This window comes from Lacticaseibacillus boliensis (assembly GCF_054784775.1).
The window spans coordinates 1-16,534 of record NZ_BAAIHN010000031.1 but is presented as its reverse complement, the minus strand read 5'-3'; the positions used below and the strand labels follow the sequence as shown (position 1 = coordinate 16,534).

General features: G+C 51.1%; 14 protein-coding genes. 12 read left to right on the top strand and 2 right to left on the bottom strand.

All coding sequences use genetic code 11. The features are described from left to right. The first annotated feature begins 23 nt into the window (after window positions 1-23). From ACYVRB_RS11390 to ACYVRB_RS11375, 4 genes are all read left to right on the top strand, one after another. Window positions 24-458 carry a MarR family winged helix-turn-helix transcriptional regulator gene (locus ACYVRB_RS11390; protein WP_461215478.1) on the top strand — a complete coding sequence of 145 codons (435 nt, stop codon included), beginning with the start codon at window positions 24-26 and terminating at the stop codon, window positions 456-458. Further along, complete coding sequence (locus ACYVRB_RS11385) at window positions 433-1,302, top strand: NmrA family NAD(P)-binding protein (RefSeq protein ID WP_461215477.1); 870 nt, start codon at window positions 433-435, stop codon at window positions 1,300-1,302. Before ACYVRB_RS11390 ends, ACYVRB_RS11385 begins: the two co-directional genes overlap by 26 nt. Window positions 1,303-1,367: 65 nt before the next feature. Then, entirely contained in the window at window positions 1,368-1,796 is a 429-nt protein-coding gene (locus ACYVRB_RS11380) for a MarR family winged helix-turn-helix transcriptional regulator (RefSeq protein WP_461215476.1), read from the top strand. A 60-nt stretch (window positions 1,797-1,856) separates the two neighbouring features. Then, complete coding sequence (locus ACYVRB_RS11375; RefSeq protein ID WP_461215475.1) at window positions 1,857-3,200, top strand: dihydrolipoyl dehydrogenase family protein; 1,344 nt, start codon at window positions 1,857-1,859, stop codon at window positions 3,198-3,200. 353 nt (window positions 3,201-3,553) lie between these two features. Here ACYVRB_RS11375 and ACYVRB_RS11370 read toward each other — a convergent pair whose 3' ends face one another. Then, window positions 3,554-4,318, bottom strand: coding sequence for a DeoR/GlpR family DNA-binding transcription regulator (locus ACYVRB_RS11370; RefSeq protein ID WP_461215474.1), 765 nt, complete (start codon window positions 4,316-4,318; stop codon window positions 3,554-3,556). A 192-nt stretch (window positions 4,319-4,510) separates the two neighbouring features. On the opposite strand from ACYVRB_RS11370, the gene ACYVRB_RS11365 reads away from it, so the two are divergent. The 8 genes from ACYVRB_RS11365 (at window position 4,511) to fucO (ending at window position 14,050) form a co-directional block, all read left to right on the top strand. Further along, the gene (locus ACYVRB_RS11365; protein WP_461215473.1) at window positions 4,511-5,203 is read left to right on the top strand and encodes a class II aldolase/adducin family protein; all 693 of its coding nucleotides are present in this window, start codon (window positions 4,511-4,513) and stop codon (window positions 5,201-5,203) included. Between the two features lie 23 nt (window positions 5,204-5,226). Further along, window positions 5,227-6,729, top strand: coding sequence for a rhamnulokinase (locus tag ACYVRB_RS11360; RefSeq protein WP_461215472.1), 1,503 nt, complete (start codon window positions 5,227-5,229; stop codon window positions 6,727-6,729). Continuing rightward, window positions 6,695-7,123, top strand: a complete 429-nt coding sequence (locus tag ACYVRB_RS11355) for an RbsD/FucU family protein (RefSeq protein ID WP_461215471.1) — start codon at window positions 6,695-6,697, stop codon at window positions 7,121-7,123. The genes ACYVRB_RS11360 and ACYVRB_RS11355 overlap by 35 nt, the downstream gene beginning before the upstream one ends. 16 nt (window positions 7,124-7,139) lie before the next feature. Next, a complete protein-coding gene (locus ACYVRB_RS11350) occupies window positions 7,140-8,639 on the top strand; it encodes a sugar ABC transporter ATP-binding protein (RefSeq protein WP_461215470.1) in 1,500 nt (499 codons plus the stop codon). Continuing rightward, the gene (locus ACYVRB_RS11345; protein ID WP_461215469.1) at window positions 8,640-9,650 is read left to right on the top strand and encodes an ABC transporter permease; all 1,011 of its coding nucleotides are present in this window, start codon (window positions 8,640-8,642) and stop codon (window positions 9,648-9,650) included. It abuts the gene before it with no gap. A 23-nt stretch (window positions 9,651-9,673) separates the two neighbouring features. Further along, window positions 9,674-10,756 carry a substrate-binding domain-containing protein gene (locus tag ACYVRB_RS11340; RefSeq protein WP_461215468.1) on the top strand — a complete coding sequence of 361 codons (1,083 nt, stop codon included), beginning with the start codon at window positions 9,674-9,676 and terminating at the stop codon, window positions 10,754-10,756. A 51-nt stretch (window positions 10,757-10,807) separates the two neighbouring features. Then, window positions 10,808-12,592: an L-fucose isomerase gene (locus ACYVRB_RS11335; RefSeq protein ID WP_461215467.1), complete on the top strand. Its 1,785-nt coding sequence runs from the start codon at window positions 10,808-10,810 to the stop codon at window positions 12,590-12,592. A 306-nt stretch (window positions 12,593-12,898) separates the two neighbouring features. Further along, a complete protein-coding gene (gene fucO, locus ACYVRB_RS11330; protein ID WP_461215466.1) occupies window positions 12,899-14,050 on the top strand; it encodes a lactaldehyde reductase in 1,152 nt (383 codons plus the stop codon). Window positions 14,051-14,419: 369 nt separating this feature from the next. Here the strand turns inward: fucO and ACYVRB_RS11325 are convergent, their stop codons facing one another. After that, on the bottom strand, window positions 14,420-15,409 hold the full coding sequence (locus tag ACYVRB_RS11325) for an AraC family transcriptional regulator (RefSeq protein ID WP_461215465.1): 990 nt from the start codon (window positions 15,407-15,409) through the stop codon (window positions 14,420-14,422). Window positions 15,410-16,534 lie beyond the last annotated feature (1,125 nt).

Below are 16,534 nucleotides of genomic sequence, written 5' to 3'. Positions count from 1 at the left end.
TACTAACTAGATGGAGGACACACATGGCGGATTTTGGTTATCTGATGGTGGCGCTGACCAAGCGCTTAAAAACCGCGCTGAATCGGGCGCTGAGCGATAGCGACTTGACGATCAGTCAATGGGCGGTCTTAGCCGCGGTCCAGCGGGCGCACCAAGACGTGACGGCCGCTGAGATTAGTCTGCAGCTGGCGATGGACAAGCCCACGGTTTCAGGCGTCGTGCGCCGGTTGGTCGCCAAAAACTTGGTGACGCTGACGCCTAAGCCCGACGATCGCCGCGCCCAGACCTTGGCATTGACAACAACTGGCCAGGCGGCGTTTCGCCATTGTGCGGGCTTGGCGGAGCAAACCGTTGATGCGTTTTTGACGCCGCTTGCCGAGTCCGATCGGGAAGTGCTGGTGACCTTATTGACAACCTTGGAGGAAGTAACTCGTGACGAAAATTTTAGTGCTCGGTAGTACTGGCAACATCGGTTGGCCGCTGGTTCAACAGTTGGCGACGACCCCAGAGGTACAAGTTGTCGCCGGCATCCACCGGCATGTGCCTGTGGCGATGCAGGCGCTTGGTGTGGCGACGGTGACGTTTGATTTTTTGAAGCCGCAGACCTTTGACGACGCCTTGGCCGGAGTCGAGCAAGTGTTTTTCGTGCGGCCGCCAGAACTGGCAGATCCGCAACACGACATGTTGCCGTTTGTCACGGCAATGGGCGAACACCACATTAAGCAGGTGGTGTTTGTGTCGTTGATGGGTGTCGAGAAAAATCCGATGGTGCCGCATCGTAAAATCGAGAAGATGATCGTCGACAGCGGCTTGCCGTACACCTTTTTGCGGCCGAGCTTTTTTATGCAGAACCTGACGACGACCCACGGGGATGATCTGCGAAAGCACCACGACCTGTTTGTGCCGGCGGGCAAGTCGGTGACCAGCTTCATCGATTGCCGCGATATCGCCGCGGCGGCCGCGGTTGTGCTCCAGTCTTCTGAGTATCTGAACCAAGCCATCACCATCACCGGGCCAGAAGCACTGTCTTATCAACAGGTGGCCGCGATCATGACCAAGGTTTGCGGCGTGAAGGTCACCTACAGCCATCCGGGGCTCTTGAAATTCCGGCGGGCGATGTTGAAACGCGGGATCAAAAAAGAATTCGTCAACGTGATGGTGATGCTGTATGTCATCACCCGGATGGGCAACGCCAAGGCGGTCAACGACAACTTGCCTAAGCTCATCGGCCGCCCGGCGAAGACGATGGCAGATTTTGCTGCGGCTGAATGTGCGCCGTTGTTGGCTGAAAAACAAAAGTAAGTTGCGTTTCCGGTTGGGTAAGGGTATAGTGAAATTCAATCGCACACGACTGATAGGAGGATCCGATGACAACGCATGTTCATCTGGCTGACCAATTATGCTTTAGCGTCTACAACGTCAACCGCTTGTTTAACAAGTTTTACGCCACAGCGCTGGCCGATTTTGAGCTGACCTATTCGCAATATCTGTTGCTGACGGCGCTTTGGGACACCGACCATCAAGAACTGCGCGACTTAGGTGAGACCCTGCATCTCAGCTCCAACACGTTGACGCCGCTGGTTCGGCGGCTCGAAGCGCGCGGCTGGGTACAACGGACGCATCCGGCGGCCGACAAGCGGCGCTTGGTCGTCAGCCTGACGGCTAAAGCCAAGTACAGCGAAGCCACGATCCATCAGGCACTGGCCGACTGTCTCGGCCGCTATGCCTTAACGCAAGACGATTATGAACAAGCCTTGGCTTTGAATCAGAAGCTGATCACCGCTTTGAATCAATGAGCGGTTGTTTTTTAAAGCTATTGATCGTGCACGACTAAATGAATTCAGGAGGAATAGAGAATGGATTTTGATGTGATTTTTATCGGTTCAGGCCACGCCAACTGGCATGCGGCGGTGGCGTTACGCCAAGCCGGCAAGCAGGTGGCGATCGTGGAAAAAGATCTCGTCGGAGGCACCTGCACCAACTATGGTTGCGACGCCAAGATCGCGCTCGACGGGCCGTTCCAGCTGGTCGAACAGCTGCAGCGGTATGAAGGCGCCGGGGTCACTGAGGTGCCGACGATTTCTTGGCCGGCGTTGATGACCTATAAACACCAACTGATCGACCCGCTGGCCCCGACGATGGCGCAGTTGTTCACCCAGCTTGGCGTGACGATGATCGAAGGCACCGGCAAACTGGTCGACGCCCACACCGTTGCCGTCAACGACAAGACGTATTCCAGCGAGTTCATCGTGCTCGGCACCGGGCAACGGCCGGCCAACTTGAACATCGACGGGCAAGACTTGATCCATGACAGCCGTGAATTCCTCGACTTGCCAGAGATGCCACAGCGGCTGGTATTCATCGGCGCCGGGATCATCTCCATGGAATTTGCCGCCATGGCAGCGATGCTCGGCCGCGAGGTACATATCGTGGAATTTAGCGATCACGCGCTGGGCGCCTTCAACCCGGCTTATGTCGCTAAACTGCAGGCCAAGCTCAGCGCCCAAGGCGTGCAATTCCATTTTGGTGAAGCGGTCCAAACCGTTGCGCAAACTGCCAACGGGATCGCGGTCACCACCGCCAACGGGTTGAAGCTGACCACGGACTATGTGCTCGGCGCCACCGGGCGGATCGCCAACGTTGAGAACCTCGGGCTTGAAGCGTTAGGCATCGAGGCCTCTCGGCGAGGGATCGTGGTCAACGACCACCTGCAAACAACCGTGCCGAATATTTTTGCCAGCGGCGACGTGCTCAACAAGACCCAACCGAAGCTGACACCAACGGCAACGTTTGAATCCAACTATATCGCCGGTGTCATCTTGGGCAACGACCAGCCAATCAGCTATCCGGTGATCCCAAGCGTCGTGTTTACGATGCCTAGGCTCGCCGAAGTCGGCGTCACCCCGGTGCAAGCCGCTGCTGCGCCAGACGACTACCGCGTGCAGACGCTGCCGTTTGGCAAGCAGCTGGCTTTTGAATTCAAGCATGCGCTTGATGCAGAAGCGACATTAGTATTTGACAAGGACGGCTTCTTGGCCGGCGCCAGCGTGTATGCCGACGATGGGGATGACTTGATCAACTTGTTGGTTATGATCATCAACGGCCACTTCACCGCCGCGCAGCTGCAACAGCAGATCTTCGCGTTTCCGAGTGCGACCAGCGGTGTGATCGATCTGCTGGCAGGGCTGCTGCCGCGCTGATCAGAAGTGAATCATCTTGAAGTCGTGAAGACGCGTCCGTTGGGGCGCGTCTTTTTTTGCGTCGGATAAATAACAGGCGTGATTCAGCGGCAGACGCAGCACGCAATCGAATCGCTAACAATTCGTTGTGAATAACACATTTAGAAGGTGTGTCTCTATTGGCTGGTCGCTGGTGTATTGGTGGGGCAACCAGGGGGGCTCGTGAAATTTAACGTAGCTGGTGTCGGTGATCTGGGCGCGAACCAATTGGAGGAAATCGATTCACTCCGCGATTTGTGGGAGTTTCGGCGTAAAAAAATGGCTTTGTGTGAACCGCAGATCTCGGTAAACACAAAGACATTTTTCACAATTTGTTATTCGGGCCAGACCAGATCGACACGATCTGTATCACATATTGCCGTATAATCTGTAGCTGGTTGGGTGTCGGTGATGATGGCATCGTAGTCGGTGAAGTTGGCGATTTTGAAGAAATGGGTGGTGTCGAACTTGGAATGATCGACCAATAAAATATTCTTTTCAGCTTTTTTCATAACATTCTTCTTCATCTCCGCAGAGCTGAAATTGGCCTCATATACGCCGTCTGGATCGATACCGCGTGCGGAGAAAAAGGCGATGTTGAAGTTGAACGAGTCGGTGATTGGATCTGATAGACTGGCGATGACGGTGCTGGAGTTGATCTTGACCTCACCGGAAGTCATGTAGATCTTGACGCTACTGTTGCCGGAACTTCCCAGCAACAATGCATGTTGCAGGCCGTTGGTGATGATAATCAGATTGGGAATAGACGTGAGAAACGGAATCATCTGATAAACGGTGCTGCTGGAGTCCAAGAAGATACACATGCCCGGGCTGATGAAGTCGCGGGCGAGCTCGCCGATCATTTTTTTCTGGGAGACGTTCAGCGACGCGCGATAAACATGACTGTATTCCGTGTTGGTGTTTTCGACGATCATCACGCCGCCGCGCAGTCGGCGGACGACGCCGTGTTCTTCAAGCCGGATGAGACAACGCCTGAGCGTGCTCGGACTACAATGGAAGACCTCACACAGTTGCGAATTGGTTGCGGTCTTGTGCTTGACCAGGTAAGCCAAGACCTCTGTTTCCCTGATGCTATCCATGTCATACCTCCATAAAATTTCTACCCCGTACCAGTATAACGCTTTCAATAACAGCTTTTAACATAAATGAATGATTTTGGTGAACAGATTTGACGACTTTCCAACAAACGCGTCAAACGTAGTCAAATTTAGAAAGCGCTTTATAATCATTGTAGTAATACAGCAACAGAATATGAAACAGGAGGCAATGAGATGAGTGTCGATGAACAAGAACTGCGCGCACTAATTTGTGACATTTGCAACAAAGTCTGGCAAAAAGGCTGGGTTGCGGCCAACGATGGCAACGTGTCAGTCAAACTTGATGATGATACATTCTTGTGCACCCCGACTGGCATCAGTAAGAGCTTCATCACGCCAGACAAGCTGATCAAGATCAACGCCAAAGCCGAGATCTTGGAACGCGAAGGCGACTATCGGCCGTCCAGCGAGATCAAGATGCACTTGCGCTGCTACCAAGACCGCGACGATGTCGGCGCCGTGTTGCACGCCCACCCACCGGTAGCTACGGCGTTTGCGCTGGCACACATGCCACTGGACAGCTATTCATTGATCGAAAGTGCCATCGTGATCGGCTCCATTCCAATCGCACCGTTTGGGATTCCGTCGACCGATGAGGTGCCAGACAGCATCGCACCTTTCCTTCCGGAACACGATGTGATCTTGCTGGAAAATCACGGGGCCTTGGCAGTTGGGTCGGATCTGATCACTGCGTATTATCGGATGGAAACCCTCGAGTTGGTCGCCAACACCATTTTCCACGCGCGGATGTTACTCGGCGGCGAGAAGGAAACCGAGATTCCACAAGCAACCTTGGAGAAGCTGTTCGCATTGCGGCCTAACTACGGCGTCACCGGTCGCCATCCCGGCTACAAGAAATACAGCTAACCAACAAGTAAGGAGGACCACAAATGAAAAAAGTGCTTGCTTTTGACTTTGGTGCTTCTTCTGGCCGGGCGATGTTAGGCATTTATGATCACGGGAGCTTGACGCTTGAAGAAATTCATCGCTTCAAGAATTATCCCAAAGAGATTAACGGCCAGCTTTTCTGGGACATCGACTACTTGTTTGGTGAAGTGCAAGTCGCGATCCACAAAGCCTTGGAACATCACGAAATCGACAGCATTGGGGTGGATACTTGGGGCGTCGATTTTGGCTTGATCGGTGCAGATGGCCAGTTGCTACAACCGCCGCGGAGCTATCGGGATCCCCACACGCAAGGCGCGGTGGAAAAAGTCGGTCAGCACCTTGACCTCGAAAACCTTTATCAGCGCACCGGCAATCAGTTGATGCCGATCAACACCCTGTTCCAGTTGTATCTCACCAAGCAAGAATCCCCGGAGCTGTTTGCGAAAGCCCAGAAGTTCTTGTTGATGCCGGATCTGTTCAATTACCTGCTGACCGGTGAGATCTTCGCGGAACGCAGCATCGCCTCGACTGCTCAGATGGTCGATCCGCGTGCCAATGAGTGGGCGACAGACATCTTGGCACCGCTTGGGATCCCTGAACGCCTTTTGCCGCCGCTGGTCGATGCGTTGCATCAGGTCGGGGTGACCAAGCCAGAACTTGGCGTCGGGGCCATCAAGGTCATCAACGTTTGCGAACACGACACCGCCAGTGCGGTGGTCAGCGTGCCTAACAACCAGAACTTCTTATTCATCTCTTGTGGCACCTGGTCGCTGATCGGGACAGAGCTGGCCACGCCGGTGATTACCAAAGAAGCCTACCAATACAACCTGACGAATGAATCCGGCATCAACCGCACGACGACGTTCTTGAAGAACCTGACCGGGTTGTGGATCATTCAGGAGCTGCAACGCAACCTCGCGGCGGCCGGGCGCGACTACACCTTCGGGGAGCTAGCCGACTTGGCTGCTCAAGCGCCGGCCTTCAAATGTTGGATCGACACGGATAATCCGCTGTTCGCCGCACCCGGGTCGATGATCGACCGCATCCGGTACTACGCAGAGTTCACTGGGCAGACACCGCCGCAAACCGATGGTGAGTTTGCGCGGTGCATCTATGAGAGTCTGGCGATGAAATACAAGCTGACTTATATGGAGATTTCTGCCGCGGTCAAAAGCGAATTCGATTCGATCAACATTGTCGGCGGCGGTTCGCAAGCGGCGATCTTGTGCCAGATGGTCGCCGACGCTGCCAACAGCCGGGTCGTTGCGGGACCGGCGGAAGCCACCGCGCTGGGTAACATCGCCGTGCAACTGCAAGCGCTCGGCGAGTTCAGCGATCTGAAGGCCATCCGCGAATGGCTGAGCGATTACAGCAACGCCAAGTATTATTCACCTAACAAGGACTGCGAGATCTGGGACCGTGAATTCTCTCGGTATCAAGCCATCCGTAAAATGAAAGGAGTCGACGAACTTGTTACAACATATTCCGAAGAACCTCTCGCCTGAACTTGTGAAAGTCTTGATGGAAATGGGCCACGGTGATGAGATCGTGATCGCAGACGGAAATTATCCGGCAGCGTCCAACGCCAGAAACCTGGTGCGCGCCGATGGCCTTGGGATTCCAGAACTGTTAACCGGGATCCTTGAACTGATGCCGCTGGATCCGTATGTGGATTCACCTGTCGCGTTGATGGCGGTCACGCCAGGCGACGATTTTGTACCGACGATCTGGGATCAATACGAACAGATCATCACCAAGGCTAACGGCGGGCCGGTGCAGATCACTGAGATGGCACGCCAAGATTTTTATGACCGGGGTAAGAAAGCCTATGCGATCGTGGCCACAGGCGAGGAAGAAATCTATGCGAACATCTTATTGAAAAAGGGTGTCGTGAAGTAGGAAGGAGGTTGTCAGGATGGAAAACATTCTTGAGATGACTGGGATCAACAAGAGTTTCGGCCCGGTCAACGTCTTGAACAACGTCAGTTTGCATCTACGGCCCGGTGAAGTGCACGCCTTGATGGGCGAAAACGGCGCCGGAAAGTCGACACTGATGAAGATATTGACCGGGATCTATTCAAAAGACAGCGGCAAGATCGTCTACGATGGCAAAGAAGTTGAGTACAAAAATCCTAAAGACGCGATGGACGCCGGGATCGTCATCGTCCATCAAGAGCTGAACATGATCAACCATCTGACTGTCGCCCAAAACGTCTTCATCGGTCGGGAATCGATGAAAGGCATTCTGACCGATGACCATGATATCAACGCCAAGACGCAGGCTTTGTTTGACCGCTTGAACATGGATATCGATCCGAAAGTCAAAGTTGGTAGCCTGACAGTCGGGAAGATGCAAATGGTCGAAATCGCCAAGGCGATCTCGATGAACGCTAAGATCGTGGTGTTTGATGAACCGTCAGCGGCTTTGACTGATACCGAAATCCAGGAGTTGTTCAAGATCATCCGCGACTTGAAGGCGCAAAACATTGGGATCGTCTATATCTCACATCGGATGGATGAAATCAAGATGATTACCGATCGCGTTACGATCATGCGTGACGGCGCGACGGTGGGGACAGTAGACAGTCAAGATACCACCAAGGCTCAGATCATCAAGATGATGGTTGGACGCGATGTTTCAGAAGCGCCAAAGACCCACTCCAACGTCCCAGAAGACGCGGAGACGGTGTTGAAGGTTGAGCATCTGAATCGTGGTAAGCGGGTCATCGATTTGAGTTTTGAACTTAAAAAAGGCGAGATCCTCGGCTTCTCGGGGTTAATGGGGGCCGGCCGGACCGAAATGGCCCGGGTGATCTTCGGGGCCGATGAAGGTGATTCCGGCAAGATCTTCGTGCATGGCAAAGAGGTGCATATCCACAAGCCCCTCGATGCGGTTAAACACGGTATCGGATACCTTTCAGAGGACCGGAAGCAGTTTGGGGTCATCGTCGGGATGTCGATCGCTGACAATATCGTGATGACCGACCTCAGTCGCTACACCGCAGGACCTTTGATCAATGATCGCAAGATTTATCAGGCCAGTGAAAAACACGTCGAATCGCTACACATCAAGACCCCTTCGGTCCACCAGTTGCTGGGCAACCTCTCAGGGGGGAATCAGCAGAAGGTGGTTATCGCCAAGTGGCTGGAACAAGCTAGTGATATCTTGATTTTCGACGAACCGACGCGAGGCATCGATGTCGGGGCGAAGAGTGAAATTTATGACTTGATGGATAATCTCGTGAAAATGGGCAAGTCGATCATCATGATCTCCAGTGAAATGACTGAGATCTTGCGCATGAGTGATCGCATCGTCGTGATGTCTGAAGGCCGCAAGACGGCGGAAGTTGACATCGCAGATGCGACCCAAGAGAGCATCATGACCTATGCAACCATGAGAGAGGAGATCGTCTAGATGGCGCAGTCAGTTCAGAAAACCAAGCCAAAAGCTACCGAAAGCACGTTTAGCAAAGTGACCAATGCGATCGGTATTCAGCAAATTGTCATTTTAATCGTTTTGTTCTTGATCTACGGCTTATTCGCCGCCTTGAGTCCGTCGTTTAGAAGTGGCAACACCTTGACCAGTATCATGGACGCCTCGTATTATGTTGGGTTCTTGGCGCTGGGGGTAACGTTTGTTATCATCACCGCCGGCATCGACTTGTCGATCGGGACTAGCATGATGTGTGCGGCCATCACTGGTGGCGTTGTGTACAACGAACTGCACGCGCCGATCTGGGTCGCGATCTTGGTCATCTTGGCCATGGCTACCGGCGTCGGGGTTGTCAACGGGATCTTGGTTGCGAAGTTCAAGTTGCCATCATTCATCGCGACGCTGGGTACCATGATGATCACGCGGGGGTTGAGTTCGATTATCTCGAATGTTAAAACCGAAACCTTCCCGCTGCGTGAAAGTCCTGATGGCTGGTACAAGTCGATCTTCCGGACCGACGGCAATTTTCCTACCGGGATCATTTTGATGATCGTCATGGCGATCTTGGCCTCGATCATCTTGAATCATACCAAAGTCGGGCGTTACATCTTCGCCATTGGGAGCAACCGCGAAGCCACACGCCTGTCTGGGGTCAACGTTGTCCGTGGGGAAGCGATGGCATATATTCTCGCCGGGTTCTTCGCCGGGTTAGCCGCAGTGGCATATGCGGCAACTTATACGACGATCATGCCAGGTTCTGGGGCCGGGTTTGAAATGGACGGGATCGCCGCGGTTGTTGTCGGCGGGACGTCTTTGGCCGGTGGTGTCGGTTCGATCGTCGGGACCTTCATCGGTGTCTTCATCATGACCGTCCTCAAAGTCGGGTTACCGTTCCTGGATCTGCAACCACATTACCAAATTTTCATCACTGGGTTTGTTGTCCTGCTGGCAGTATACATTGATATCTATCGTGGCCGCAAAGGGAATAAGTAAAAACAACAAAAGGGGTACTCATCATGAAAAAAGCGTTAATGGGCTTAGGTATTGGGTTACTATCGATCAGTCTGCTCGCTGCGTGTGGTAAGAGCTCATCATCTAAGACCACTAGCACCAAAGACATGTCGATCGAAGTCGTTGCGAAAGGGTTCCAGCATGACTTCTGGAAATCCGTTCTCAAAGGTTCCAAGCAAGCTGCCAAGAAGTATGGCGTGAAGATGAATTTCGTCGGGCCAAAAGATGAAACCGCTGTCGCAGAACAGCTGGAAATGTTGAACAATGCTGTTAACAAGAATCCTAACGCGATCGTTTTAGGCGCGTTGGATACCAAGGCTGAACTGGATGCTATCCAAAACGCCAAGGACAAGAACATTCCGATCATCGGGTTTGACTCTGGGGTTCCAGGGGCGCCTAAAGGGGCGGTTAAAGCCAACGCTTCGACTGACAACTATAAAGCCGGGGGGATCGCCGCGACCCACATGTATGACGCGCTTAAGCCACGCTTAGGCAAAGGCCAAGTACGTATCGGGATCGTTTCTCAGGAAGTGAACTCCCTGTCGATCACGCAACGGACCGGTGGTTTCATCGATAAGATAACCAAACTGTTGGAAGCAGATCCTAACGTCGGTAAGGGCCAAGTTGCCGTCACCGGCCACGAAAAGTTCAAGAACAAAGTTTCGACCAGCACCGCTAAAGTCATCGTTGAACTTCGGGTGCCTGCTGAAGTAACCGATGCTGCTGGGAAGACTGAAGCGTCTGCGCTGTTACAAAAGAAGGATCTTATCGGGATCTACGGCTCTAACGAATTCGGCGCGAAGTCCATCATCAACGCTGATGAAGGGATGGGCGGCAAGATCGGGATCACCGACAACAAAGTCATCGCTGTTGGTTTCGACTCCGGACAGCTGCAACAAGACGCGATCCGTTCCGGCAAGTTCCTCGGCTCTATCACCCAAAACCCAATCAAGATTGGTTACGATGCGGTTGAATTAGCAGTCAAAGCAGCCCAAGGCAAGAAGGTCAAAGACGTTGATACCGGTGTTAAGTGGTACGACAAAGCTAACATCGAACAAAAAGACATCCAAGATCTGTTATACGAATAGACTTTTTTGAGCAAAATGTAAGCGGGTTCAAATTGTAGGAGGCAAATGATAATGACCAACTATCCAAAGATTGGTATCCGACCAACGATTGACGGCCGTCAAGGCGGCGTCCGCGAATCCCTTGAAGAGAAAACGATGGCGATGGCAAACGCGGCCAAGGACTTGATCGAATCGTCCTTGCATTACGCCGACGGCACGCCGGTGCAGTGTGTACTCGCCAGCCGTACCATTGGTGGACGCGGGGATGCCGGCATCGTGCGCGAAGAGTTCTTGAGTGAAAACATCGTCGCGACGTTATCTGTGACGCCAAGCTGGTGTTACGGCACGGAAACCATGGACTTGGAACCAGAAACGATCAAGGCGGTATGGGGCTTCAACGGGACAGAACGGCCAGGGGCGGTGTATCTCGCGGCTGCCATGGCCGGCTATGCCCAAAAAGGCTACCCGGCCTTCAAGATCTACGGCCAAGACGTTCAGGATCTTGACGATAACTCGATTCCAGCAGACGTTGCCAAGAAGATTTTGACCTTTGCCAAAGGCGCTATCGCCGTTGGCCAGATGAAAGGTAAGTCTTATGTTAACCTTGGTGCTTCAGCCATGGGGATCGCCGGTTCGCAGGTGAACGCGAAGTTCTTTGCAGATTATCTGGGCATGCCGGTCGAATATGTCGACATGACCGAGATCCTGCGCCGCATCACCTTGGAAATCTATGATCCGGAAGAATACAAAAAAGCGCTCGCCTGGATCAAGGCCAACTGCAAGGAAGGCTTAGACATCAACGCCGGCAAGGACTTCCCTGAAATCATCACGAAGTCCAAGGTGGTGCCTGCTGATCAAGACTGGGAGTTCATCGCCAAGCAGGTCATTATCGTGCGCGACATCATGTTTGGCAATCCGAAGCTCGCCGAGTTGGGCTGGAAGGAAGAAGCTCGCGGCCGCAACGCGATCGCCGGCGGCTTCCAAGGCCAGCGGCAATGGACAGACTGGCTGCCTAACGGGGACTTCACCGAGGCAATCATGGCGTCGACCTTCGATTGGAACGGGCCACGGCCGGTGACGGCTTTTGCCACCGAAAACGATACGCTCAACGCCGCGGCAATGTTGTTTGGCACCTTGTTGACCAACAAGGCCCCGATCTTCTCCGATGTGCGGACGTATTGGAGCCCTGAATCGGTTGAACGTGTCACCGGTAAGAAGTTGACCGGCCACGCCGCCAACGGGATCTTGCATCTGATCAACTCCGGCGCGTCTGCCTTAGACGGCACCGCGGCGGCCAAAGATGCAGATGGCAATGGCACGATGAAGGAATTCTGGAACATGACAGAAGCCGACGTCAAAGCTTGCCTGGAGAAAACCGATTGGCGCCGTGCCAACTACGAGTACTTCCGTGGTGGCGGCTTCTCGTCTCACTTCCTGACAGATGCTGAAATGCCGGTCACGATGATCCGGGTCAACATCATCGATGGCGTTGGGCCAACCCTGCAGATCGCAGAAGGCTACACCTGCGTCTTGGATCCAGAGGTCCACAAGATCTTGGACGACCGGACCGACAAGACCTGGCCGACCACATGGTTTGCACCAAACTTGGGCGAGCCTGGGTTTGAAACGGTTTACGATGTGATGAATCATTGGGGCTCCAACCACGGGGCGACGGTATACGGTCACATCGGGGATGAACTGATCACATTAGCGGCAATGTTACGGATCCCTGTGGCACTGCACAACGTTTCTCGCGATCGTATTTTCCGTCCACACGCCTACGACGGCTTTGGCACCAAGGACCTCGAGTCTGCAGATTTCGCAGCAAGCAAACACTTCGGCCCGTTGTATCACTAAAAAACAGAGCGGATCCAGCCGGGTCAAGCGATGGGTGTAAGGCGGTCTGAACATGTGCGGCGAAGCCGTGCAGGGCCAGACAGACTTACACGCGATCGCGGTGGCTGGAGGAGCTCGACTAACAACAACGCGGAACAGCCCTTTGTTGGGCCTGTGTCGCTTGATTAAGAAGTAAAGCTGAACTAAGCCAATTTTAGGAGGGCGACTAGGGCGGTCTGGATGCGTGCACAGCATAAGCCGTGCGCAATCCGGCTGACATAGCCGGCCCTCCGTTGGTTTGACCAACAACTAGAAAGGGAGTCTATCATGGCAAATCGAATGATCCTCAACGAAACATCGTATCACGGTAAAGGCGCGATTGGTTCCATTCCCCAAGAGTTTGAGGCGCGCGGATTCAAAAAAGCAGCGGTCATTACTGATAAGGGTCTGTTGAAGTTCGGGGTCGCCACTAAGGTGACCGATATCTTGAGTGCCGCTGATATCGATTTTGATGTCTACGACGGTATCGTTCCTAACCCAACCATCGACAACGTCAAAGATGGGGTAGCGTTCGTCAAAGCTTCTGGCGCTGATGTCCTGATTGCCATCGGGGGCGGATCGCCAATCGACACCGCCAAGGCGATCGGGATCATTATCGCCAATCCAGAGTTCAGCGATGTCATCAGCCTCGAAGGCGTTGCTGACACTAAGAACCCGAGCCTGCCGATCTTGGCGGTACCGACGACTTCTGGCACCGCCGCGGAAGTCACGATCAACTATGTCATCACGGACAAGGCTAACAGCCGCAAGTTCGTCTGTGTGGACCCTCATGATGTGCCAGTCGTGGCATTTGTCGATAGCGACATGATGATGGGGATGCCAAAAGCCTTGTGTGCGGCGACCGGGATGGACGCTATGACGCATGCCATCGAAGGGTTCATCACCAAGGGCGCTTGGGAAATGACCGATATGTTGCATATTAAGGCCATCGAAATCATTGGCAAGAATCTCCGCGATTCCGTCGCCGGTGAACAAAAAGGCCGCGAAGAAATGGCCTTAGCACAATACATCGCCGGCATGGGCTTCTCCAATGTTGGCTTAGGCTTAGTTCATGGCATGGCGCATCCGCTGTCTGCTTGGTACAACATCCCCCATGGTGTTGCTTGCGCGTCCCTGTTGCCAACGGTGATGAAATACAACAAGGCCTTCACCGGTGAAAAGTATCGCGAAATCGCCAAGGTGTTAGGCGTTGAAGGCGTTGATACGATGAGCATTGAGGACGCCCGCGATGCCGCTTGTGATGCGATCGACCAGCTGAGCAAAGACGTTGGCATTCCAGCAACGATCTCTGAACTTGGCGTCAAGGCTGAGGATCTGCCTAACATCGCCGTTGATGCCCTCAACGACGTCTGCACCCCAGGCAATCCGCGCGATACTTCCGTTGAAGAAATCGTCGCGATCTATCAAAGCCTGATGTAACTCTGTTTTACCTATACCCCCCCGAGCACGTCATGCGGAAGCATGGCGTGTTTTTAGGTTAACGACCGGTACGTCGTTATGTATAGCGAACAGATATTCCAACGGAATTTTCGCAGGAATTAATGATTGTAAATTTTCAATATGCATGGAAGTCAATGCCTGCGATTATATGGATCTTGATATTTTTTCTCTGACAATTGCAATTCGCAGGGTGTAATAAAGGTCTATCAAAATTCAGAGTCTATAGCGCAAAATTACTATTTTTCAGTACATGATAGTAACGGGGAAGTATTTCTTTAATGGGGTATCGTATATCGATGCGAAGAATAGTAACGATTCGTTGTAATAAAGACATATACTGACAGATTATTAAGGTTTTCTCTGTGAAGGAAGGTGATGAAAGTGTGCCTGATATTTTTTATAGAAAAAGGTAATGTTCTTAAAACCTGCATCTTGCGCACACTCACGGATCGATTTATCAGAATTGCGCAATAAATTTTCAGCATGATTAAGTTTAGAAGCTAATTGAAGTTGTGAGAACGTATGTCCGGTCTCATGTTTAATTAACCAGCTGATATAGCTTGAATTGTAGTTAAAATGCGTTGCTAGTTGGGATAGAGATAAATTTGAAGAATGCTCATCGATGTATTTTAATATCATAACGATATTTGATTGTGATTCTTGGTGCTGCTTGTTCGTTTGATAACTGAAGATTCGTATTAATAAGGTGAAAAGAACGGAGATTAGATTTTTAATTATCTTGGTGCTACCGATAGTGGGCATAAAGTACTCAGACAGTATTTGATCCATAACTTTGCTAATATATTGATCCTGAGAATTGTCAAATACGATATATTGGTTGTGATTCTGCGATTCTGATAATGCGTCGAGGACAAAGTCGAACACGATTCCCCCAGCATATGGGTCTTGGCCTAACTCATGAATAAAATAATCTTTTTTCACCATGATATCGATAACGATATCGTGTTCGCCTGTATTACCGATTGCATGGGGAACGTCGGTATCAATAAGGCAAATTTGACCTGTTTTCAGGTGAACGGGTTTATCTTCGATTATTTGGTTGCAGTTACCATGGTATACATAATTTAGTTCAATGAAGTTATGTACGTGTGCAGGCACCATCGAAAAGCGCTTATGTTGGACAAGATTGAAATTTTGATCGGGCGGTATTAGTCCAATGTCGTCGAATACATATACTTCTTGACCGTTAACAATACGCTTTTGGAGTTGATCATAATAATCTCGTGGTTGAGGGGTAGGGCTGGGATGACTTTTCTGATATTGCTCCTCAGGACTGAGTGAAAGAAGTTGTTGATAAATCTCACGATGGGTTAGCAAAATAAAATCTCCCTAATGAATTGATACAGTATAGTCACTACATCGTATTTTAAGATTACCTTATTAAGATGCTACTCACAAGTGCAGATGTTCTGAAGAATATGCCAAAGCTTTTTTCATACAGATGAATTACAAGTCATAACTTTCTAAACTGAATAATTATAAACTTTACTGGTTTGATCCAGATGATTTTATCTTAAAGACCCGATGCTTGAGCCTGCCACAGTATGATTCATGTTGACTCGCCGGTGTAACACACGCATGGTTTAATAGTTGTCCTTTGTTGAGTGGCAGTTTTGAAATGTGGCTTGCCATCGATAATCTAAGAGTATGAGAGATTAATATTGTTGGACTGACGATCTTCTTTTCTGTAGAAGTTAAGTCGTGATTCAATCGTGAGTTACACCTCCTGTCCTTCGAATGGCGATAATGCAAATATTTAACATGGTGTGAAGATTCTGCCATCGCATACAGTTATATTGAAACATTTGGGATCCGGCCCCGGTGGCGTCTCGCGAGTCATTGAATTGCAATGGACTGCTGGAAAATATTGATTTGCACTACCTTATAACTGTAACTAACTCGGGTGACGGTTGGTTACCTTCGGATTTCCGGTTTTCTTAACTAATATTTTCGGGCTGCAAGGGATAGAAAAGATTTCCATCATACTTAGTATATTGAATAACATGGTTTTGATTGAGCTAAAGGATAAGCGGAAAGGCTAACTTAGTAATGCACCTAAAATAATGATACACATCTCCGATAGCCAAGACATTGTACATTTTTTTGTAAGCGCTATATTTTACTTGTGGTATCACGTAATACTTATTAGGCGCTGACGAGCGCATGACAAAGTATTTGTTTTTAAAGATTTTAAATCTTTTTTTATGGGATGGTTGTTCTTTAAGCACAAATTCTTGGAACGTTGATTGCATATTAATAAGACTGTATCTGTTGACTTAATTAAAGACGTGAACAATGGAGGAATTCAAATGAACCCTGGATTATTCACCTCGGTATTTGGGACATGAAATCGCATCTGGCCGGTCTGAAAGCAACGTTTGGAGCGTTGCGAATACTGACTGAGCGGAGAAGTTGGTGATCGATGCACCACGAACAGACCGA

What these genes read in the sequence shown, in the direction of transcription:
- ACYVRB_RS11380 (WP_461215476.1), top strand. Translation starts at nt 1,368, where the DNA reads ATGACAACGCATGTTCATCTGGCTGACCAATTATGCTTTAGCGTCTAC.
- ACYVRB_RS11350 (WP_461215470.1), top strand. Translation starts at nt 7,140, where the DNA reads ATGGAAAACATTCTTGAGATGACTGGGATCAACAAGAGTTTCGGCCCG.
- fucO (WP_461215466.1), top strand. Translation starts at nt 12,899, where the DNA reads ATGGCAAATCGAATGATCCTCAACGAAACATCGTATCACGGTAAAGGC.
- ACYVRB_RS11375 (WP_461215475.1), top strand. Translation starts at nt 1,857, where the DNA reads ATGGATTTTGATGTGATTTTTATCGGTTCAGGCCACGCCAACTGGCAT.
- ACYVRB_RS11365 (WP_461215473.1), top strand. Translation starts at nt 4,511, where the DNA reads ATGAGTGTCGATGAACAAGAACTGCGCGCACTAATTTGTGACATTTGC.
- ACYVRB_RS11335 (WP_461215467.1), top strand. Translation starts at nt 10,808, where the DNA reads ATGACCAACTATCCAAAGATTGGTATCCGACCAACGATTGACGGCCGT.
- ACYVRB_RS11340 (WP_461215468.1), top strand. Translation starts at nt 9,674, where the DNA reads ATGAAAAAAGCGTTAATGGGCTTAGGTATTGGGTTACTATCGATCAGT.
- ACYVRB_RS11345 (WP_461215469.1), top strand. Translation starts at nt 8,640, where the DNA reads ATGGCGCAGTCAGTTCAGAAAACCAAGCCAAAAGCTACCGAAAGCACG.
- ACYVRB_RS11370 (WP_461215474.1), bottom strand. Translation starts at nt 4,318, where the DNA reads ATGGATAGCATCAGGGAAACAGAGGTCTTGGCTTACCTGGTCAAGCAC.
- ACYVRB_RS11360 (WP_461215472.1), top strand. Translation starts at nt 5,227, where the DNA reads ATGAAAAAAGTGCTTGCTTTTGACTTTGGTGCTTCTTCTGGCCGGGCG.
- ACYVRB_RS11390 (WP_461215478.1), top strand. Translation starts at nt 24, where the DNA reads ATGGCGGATTTTGGTTATCTGATGGTGGCGCTGACCAAGCGCTTAAAA.